Genomic DNA, 1,148 nt, shown 5'->3' with positions numbered 1-1,148 from the left:
GGATCATAGCCCGCATGGTAGAGCGTGTCCGCCGCCGGATCGCCGCTCATGTCATGCAGGGTGGGCACCACCAGGTGGAAGGAATCCGCCCCGGTGGGCACGGCCAACAGCCAGCCCTCCTGATGGGTCTGGCTCTTGTCCGCCACTGTGCTGGGGTAGTTGGCCCCGTTGTAGGCCGTGGAATGGATGGGATCGTAAGGCCGCGGCGTCTGCTTCACGCCGCTTTCATACGTCACGATGACCTCCGCGTCTCCCAAAGGCATGCTCAGCAGCGGCAGAGATACCCCATCCGTCAGGGGCACCGCCACCGTCACCGTCATCGCCGACGCACCGCCGCCCACCGGCACCGTGATCTGCATCTTCGCTTCCTTCACCGCGTAGTAATTGGCAGTGTCGGCAGTTGTAGTCAATGTCAGCGTCTCCCCCGGATCCACCTGTCCCGTGGGGAAGGGCTTGGTCAGTGTCGGAGCTTCGTCCCCGCTCACCGTCACGCTGTTGGCCGCTGTAGCCAGGGTGGCGCTGTTGGCCGCCCTGTTGTCCGTCGCGCCGTCAATGCTCAGCCGCAGATTGCCGCTGGCCGGCTTCTCCGTGGTGAAGGTCACCGTCACGTCCACATCGCTGGCCGGCATATAGAACTGGCTCTTTGCCGGGTCGGTGCTGGTGCCCTGGGTGGCCCACTGCACCACCGGCACATCCGCCCCGCCGGGCACCTCCTTCGCCGTCACGATGGCATAGTACCCGGGCTCGGTCTCCACCTCCACCCGGATCACGTTGGTCTCATAAGCGCCCGTCCACACCTTGTCATGGGGGATGGGGCTCACATCCTCGTTTACAATGACCTCCGCCTTGTTCCCGGGCTTGTTGTCCGGATCGTCCTTATAGACCGTGGCGATGTACATATCGCCCAGAGGATCGTTCTTGTTCTGGATGACCACGTAGATGTCCACATCCGCGCTGCCCATGATGTAGTCATACACGTTGCTTCCGCTGTCCGTCAGGTTCACCGACGAACCGTTCACCGTGGCCACCACGCCCGCCACCTGGGCGTTGGGATTGAGCGGCGCAATGGCGGTGCGCACCGTGGTGCCCGCCGTCAGATCGGTCAGCTGCCCCAGATCCACCGTCACCGGCGCCTGGGTGCCGCCCAC

1 protein-coding gene is annotated in these 1,148 nt (G+C 64.3%); it reads right to left on the bottom strand.

Features of this window, described 5'->3' with window-relative positions; genetic code table 11:
- The coding region (locus NFR87_RS10425) for a hypothetical protein (protein WP_251449440.1) at positions 1–1,148 on the bottom strand (1,148 nt) is incomplete at both ends.

The organism is Vermiculatibacterium agrestimuris, from assembly GCF_943193085.1.
GTDB lineage: Bacteria > Bacillota > Clostridia > Oscillospirales > Oscillospiraceae > Vermiculatibacterium > Vermiculatibacterium agrestimuris.
This window is presented reverse-complemented; position numbering and strand designations above follow the sequence as displayed.